This window comes from Bacteroidales bacterium (assembly GCA_018334875.1).
Lineage (GTDB): Bacteria > Bacteroidota > Bacteroidia > Bacteroidales > UBA12077 > JAGXLC01.
Genome location: JAGXLC010000157.1, coordinates 1 through 5,108, shown reverse-complemented (window position 1 = coordinate 5,108; position 5,108 = coordinate 1). Strand labels below are relative to the sequence as shown.

8 protein-coding genes are annotated in these 5,108 nt (G+C 39.9%); all 8 read right to left on the bottom strand.

The annotated features are described in order from the left end of the window. On the bottom strand, positions 1-728 hold a 728-nt coding region (locus tag KGY70_12570; GenBank protein MBS3776018.1), incomplete at its 3' end, for an MBL fold metallo-hydrolase. A gap of 135 nt (positions 729-863) precedes the next feature. Continuing rightward, positions 864-1,886 (bottom strand): hypothetical protein, encoded by a 1,023-nt coding sequence (locus tag KGY70_12565; GenBank protein ID MBS3776017.1) that lies wholly within the window; start codon positions 1,884-1,886, stop codon positions 864-866. Between the two features lie 123 nt (positions 1,887-2,009). Then, positions 2,010-2,423, bottom strand: a complete 414-nt coding sequence (locus KGY70_12560) for a hypothetical protein (GenBank protein MBS3776016.1) — start codon at positions 2,421-2,423, stop codon at positions 2,010-2,012. 57 nt (positions 2,424-2,480) lie between these two features. Next, positions 2,481-2,921 (bottom strand): hydrogenase maturation protease, encoded by a 441-nt coding sequence (locus tag KGY70_12555; protein MBS3776015.1) that lies wholly within the window; start codon positions 2,919-2,921, stop codon positions 2,481-2,483. Between the two features lie 4 nt (positions 2,922-2,925). Then, a complete protein-coding gene (locus KGY70_12550) occupies positions 2,926-3,540 on the bottom strand; it encodes a 4Fe-4S dicluster domain-containing protein (GenBank protein ID MBS3776014.1) in 615 nt (204 codons plus the stop codon). 388 nt (positions 3,541-3,928) lie between these two features. Next, entirely contained in the window at positions 3,929-4,246 is a 318-nt protein-coding gene (mnhG, locus tag KGY70_12545) for a monovalent cation/H(+) antiporter subunit G (GenBank protein ID MBS3776013.1), read from the bottom strand. A 1-nt stretch (position 4,247) separates the two neighbouring features. Continuing rightward, positions 4,248-4,514: a hypothetical protein gene (locus KGY70_12540; GenBank protein MBS3776012.1), complete on the bottom strand. Its 267-nt coding sequence runs from the start codon at positions 4,512-4,514 to the stop codon at positions 4,248-4,250. Beyond that, positions 4,511-4,996, bottom strand: coding sequence for a Na+/H+ antiporter subunit E (locus tag KGY70_12535; protein ID MBS3776011.1), 486 nt, complete (start codon positions 4,994-4,996; stop codon positions 4,511-4,513). Before KGY70_12535 ends, KGY70_12540 begins: the two co-directional genes overlap by 4 nt. Positions 4,997-5,108: the final 112 nt, after the last annotated feature.

Genomic DNA, 5,108 nt, shown 5'->3' with positions numbered 1-5,108 from the left:
GTGGGTGCTACCTTTTCGACTCCAAGTTCCCTGAATTCTTTTACAGTCGATCGCGGTGGACGATGGAAACCTCCAACGACCAGGTATACACTTTCTTTTCCGGTCAGCTCTTTGGCTCTCCTGACAATCTTCACAATTCCCGGATGGGCGCAGCCTGTCATTACGATCAGTCCTTTTTTGGAATGGATCATCAATCCATGTTCTGTGGGTGGGCCGGAAAGTTCTCCGGTGGACCAGGCAAAATCGGTAATCTTTCCCGGATCTGATAATTCTTTGACCAGGGCGCCTTTATTGGTTATCATATTGCTTACCGAATTGGGAAAAGAAGCCGGTATGAAAACGGTAACATCCTTGTTCTTGTCGAGGAAACCTTCCAGGCCACCCAGATGATCCCCGTGGATATGAGAAATGAATACTTTATCAATTAATTCCGGGGCAATGTCCATTTTTTTCATATTGGAAAGCAGAATATCCACATTACCTCCCGTATCAAACAATATGTTTTCATCCGGAGTTTGTATAACACTGCCAAATCCCCAGGCGGTTTGCATTTCGGGATTCGCCTGGTAATTGTCATAAACAGAAATTAACGTGATTTCCTGTTCCCCAGTTTCTTTAAAAGCGGGAGAGGCTCTCTCTGTTTTCTCTGCCTTTTCTTTGTTTGTTGCACAGAAAGAACCCAATAATAAGAAAAGCATTATACCTGGAAATAAAATTTGTGTTTTCATGGCTATGGAATTATCAGGTTAAACCCTTCTGAAGAGTTGAAAATCCAACCTGATAATTTAAGAAATAATATTGAAAAATCATCCAATATAACTGAATGATTCCAGTTAGAAATCGATAATGGGTTATAGCTGATTTTATTTATTCATGCTGTCAATCAAATATTCCACAGCCTCATCGAGCGCTGGTAGATCCACTCTTTGTTCCATTTTCTGGCCTGTTTCTTTTTCGATCCATTCCATGATCCCTTCAATATAAGGAGATTTATAACTGATCTCCCCGGGACGTTTGCCCGTTTTGATTATTTTCCCGAGAATGGTGTCCGGGAGCCTGTTCAGCATAGAATCAAAGTCTGGTTCGGGTGACAGTATCTCAAAGTCAATGATCATACCCCTATTAGGATCCACAATAATAAAAATAAAAGGAAAATAGGGAGCTCCGCCTTTTTCTTTCGTGGGTGCAGGGATCATTACCAAATCCATTTCCAGTTCATGATTTCCCACGGGTAATTTTTTAAAAGAGGCCAGTTTGTCATTACTATAATTAATCTTCTTTTCCCTGGTCGGAACAGTTACCCTTTTATATACATCCTTCCAAACCCATTGACCGTTATCCGAGTTTGCTTCACGGAAAAGATATTCGTCCTCATGGCGCTCCTCATTGTAAATAAAAGCCACACTTTTTGATGCCCGCTTGATTACCTGGATGCTTTGCTCCAGGATATAAACAAGATCATACAGGTGTGAATCATCCGGTATATCAGGCAGGTAGGCCGGGATTATTCTTTCTATATTCGGCCATGCCTGTTTCCCCCGGTATTTTAGTCCCAGTTGTTTGATGACTGACCGTTGTTTTTGGGGTATATTCTCACGGTTATCAAGAGATACCATCATATGGGGAATCAACATAATGGTTTCAGGGGGAAGTTCAATTTCACCATTATGTAAATCCCAAAACTGGTAAAGGGCTTCAGCGCCTTCATAGGCAGACATTGCATATACCTCTTCATTACTTCCCATGATACTTATAAAATACTCATTTCCGCTTTCAGGACTCTTAACTGCGAATAGATCATCTTCATATAAAATGTTCCAGGGTTTTAGTGAAAAAAACTCATCACAAAGTGAATAAATCTTTTGCCACAATTTAAGTTCTGCCATATAGATTGTATTTAAGACGATTTAATGTGTACTTTTATTGGGAGCTCTAATTCCACAATTAGCTTACACCATATTTCTTTGGCCACCTTGGTTGAGATTACGTTCAACATTTGGCCAGGCGATCTACAAATACTTTTGATCTTCTTCCGGAACGTCGAAATATTTTTTGTACCGTTCCACATCCGGACCCATGCCTTCCATCTTTTTGTCTCTCAGTTTGTAGGTGCATTTCTCTCCTGCGATACCCGAGAAAAAGATTTCGTATTCATGATCCTTCTCATCTTTCATAAAGATTTTTACCAGGTTATTGGTTTTTTCTTTGTTTAGGGTCGCATGACAAATGGGACAATAGAAAACGCATTTTTCTCCTTCCTGTAGGTCAAAACCGGGATGTTTGGTTGTGTTATAATTCCCCAGTTCAGGACTTAAAAAAATCAGGCCTTTCTGATTGGTTTCCTTTGACTTGGCTGTAAATACCAGGTTGTTTTCAACCCGCAATTGACCTTTACACATTGGACAATAATAATCATAGGACATAATAACCTCCATTTTTTTTAAATATACAGATTTTTTTCTGGAATTTCAACAAGTTTTTCAATGTAGTTGATTGATCCGTTCAATGATGTTATTAGCCGCTATTTTTACTTCAGGACTTAAATGTTCCCCGAAATGTATATTTTGGGGCTGAATGCCCAATATATAGGTCGGTGCATCAAAAAGTTCAGAAATTTTGTCCAGTGAGATGTTGTGCGTATTGGTAGTATGCCCGGTTAATCCGGCAACAGGTATTAAATCCCAGTATCCCGGAGGTTGTTGAAAATCCATACAATCCAGCAATACCAGCAAATCGCTGTTCAGCTTGTTGATTTTACCAATATAATTTTCTATGCTTACCTCTACGTTGAGGGATGAGATTTTTTTGCGGGTTTTTATGTTGTTGCTGATGTAAACACCTACTCCGTCGTCACTTTTCAAAACGTTGCCAATACCAATGAAAAGGGTTTTATTGTCTTTAAGGATTTCCAGGGGGTCCATCGGTTCATCTACCGTGAGTTTTTAGTTGCAATTCTCTTAGGCAGTTTGGGCACAGGATGTTGAAGGCATCCCGTCGTCTGAGGTCTTCGCTGAGCGCTACCTCTGTATTATCTTCGGAGGCCAGCCGTAATTTTTCATTGAGCATGTTCAGGTTCATGATGTTCGAATAAGCTTTTGGCCCGAGTTTTTTATGCATGAACATGTAATGTTCTTTGGTGGTGATTATGGCCCCGCAATTTTTGCATATCAGCAGTTCTTTCTCCTGATACTCCACATTGTCATTTCTGTCGAATGACGACATATCAAATATTTTGTCCGAAAGCTTCACCCCCTTTTGGGTAATACAGTGCTCTTCGCACTGACCGCAAAAGATGCACTTTCCATAGTCCCTTCTGATCGTCCGGATGCCTTTTTCCCTGTCATCTTCAAAAGTAATGGCCATAGGAGGACATACATTCGCACAGGTTTCACATCCCACGCAATTATCATCATCCACCACGGGCTTGCCTCTGAAATTTTCAAACGGCACGTGTTCCTTTTTCGGATATTTGGTTGTATAGGCCGGCGAAACCAGTGATACAACGGCTTCTCCTAATTCTCTTATTTTGGGATATCTCATAGGTATATGTTTATTATATTGATTAAATGATTAAAGCCTGTAGCCCAGAGCTCAGGACCCAGAGTTAAGCATTATTTTCTTCTATTGTTGTAGCATTCTATCATTTTCTCCTATTCTATTATTCTTATATTCAATGTGTTCCATTATTCATCTTTTTGCATACCTACTGATTATTAAAATTTTTTTAACCTTTTTAAAACTACGAATACAACCGAATGACAATAGAATGACCATGAATGACAACAAATGACAATTGATTCATATATGTTCTGTTATTATCTATTCATTTTTTCATCCTGCAATATAGTAAGCTGTTTCTTCATCAAACTCCTGTCAAACCATCAAACTCTTTGTCAAACCAGCATTTTTTGACTTAGCATTTTCACATTCAATCATTCTCCTCCTTATAATCATCCTTAACACTCTTCTTGCCTAATGGGACTCCAAAGATATAGGAACCTCTGACCAGTGCGTGGGCTGCAACGGTAGATACGAAAAACAGGATTGGAATGGTGATCAGTGCTTTGACACCGATCTCTACAAATCCGTATTTAACCAGCACACCGATCAGGATACTCCATGTACCCAGGGTTACGGTTTTTGTTGCCGACTGCAGCCTGTTGTAAACATCCGGAAGCCGGATTAAGCCGATGCATCCGAACAAATTGAATAATACTCCGATTGCTATAAGAATTGTGCTTGCCATATCATTCGTTTAATTTTTTACCACTAATATATTTTGCCAGGGTGAGTGTACCAATAAAGCTCAATATCACCCAGGCGATACCGATGTCAATAAGAAACGTTCGGTCGGTAATCACGGCCAGGATGGCACAAATACCCACGACCAGAATTCCAAATATATCGATACCAACCATTCTGTCGGCTATTGACGGGCCTCTGATGATTCTGTAAAGACAGAAGACACTAAGGCCAATTTGTATGTACAAGAGTATGTGAAGTAAATCCATCATTCAAATATTTTTTGTATATAATCTTCAAATCTTCCGGAAACTTTATGTGTATATACTTCGGGATCTTCCGAACTGACGTAGATCCAGTGCACGTACATGATGTCGTCTTTTACATCCACGGCAATGGTGCCGGGTGTCATGGTAATCGAATTGGCCAGCATGGTTTTGGCAATATCGGTTTTGATTTTCAGTTGAACCCTCACTATTCCTGGTTTTATGGGCATTGCCGGATGCAATACCCTGTAGGCAACATCAAAATTGGCTTTTATGCATTCCCAGAGGAAAATGAAGATGTAAAGGATGAGCCATGCGTATCTTCTGGGCTGCAGAAACTTCCTTACATCGGTGACAAAATACCTCCCAAACAGGTAACTGGTAATGAGCGCAGCTATAACTCCTGTGATAATGTTTGCAAGCGTCAGGCTGAAAGTAATCAAAAGCCAGAATATCAACGATATGATAAATAATGCTAAGTACTTCATATTACATTCCGATTATTGCCGATGAATAATTAGTTGTTTCCATTAGTACATCTACTGCCGGGGTTAGTATTATGTCTCTTATCCCGGGAAATATAAGTAAACTAAGTCCCAC

Bases quoted from the DNA above. Each gene is read 5' to 3' on its own strand.
- KGY70_12565 (MBS3776017.1), bottom strand. From the start codon at position 1,886: ATGGCAGAACTTAAATTGTGGCAAAAGATTTATTCACTTTGTGATGAG.
- KGY70_12555 (MBS3776015.1), bottom strand. From the start codon at position 2,921: ATGGACCCCCTGGAAATCCTTAAAGACAATAAAACCCTTTTCATTGGT.
- KGY70_12535 (MBS3776011.1), bottom strand. From the start codon at position 4,996: ATGAAGTACTTAGCATTATTTATCATATCGTTGATATTCTGGCTTTTG.
- mnhG (MBS3776013.1), bottom strand. From the start codon at position 4,246: ATGGCAAGCACAATTCTTATAGCAATCGGAGTATTATTCAATTTGTTC.
- KGY70_12540 (MBS3776012.1), bottom strand. From the start codon at position 4,514: ATGATGGATTTACTTCACATACTCTTGTACATACAAATTGGCCTTAGT.
- KGY70_12560 (MBS3776016.1), bottom strand. From the start codon at position 2,423: ATGTCCTATGATTATTATTGTCCAATGTGTAAAGGTCAATTGCGGGTT.
- KGY70_12550 (MBS3776014.1), bottom strand. From the start codon at position 3,540: ATGAGATATCCCAAAATAAGAGAATTAGGAGAAGCCGTTGTATCACTG.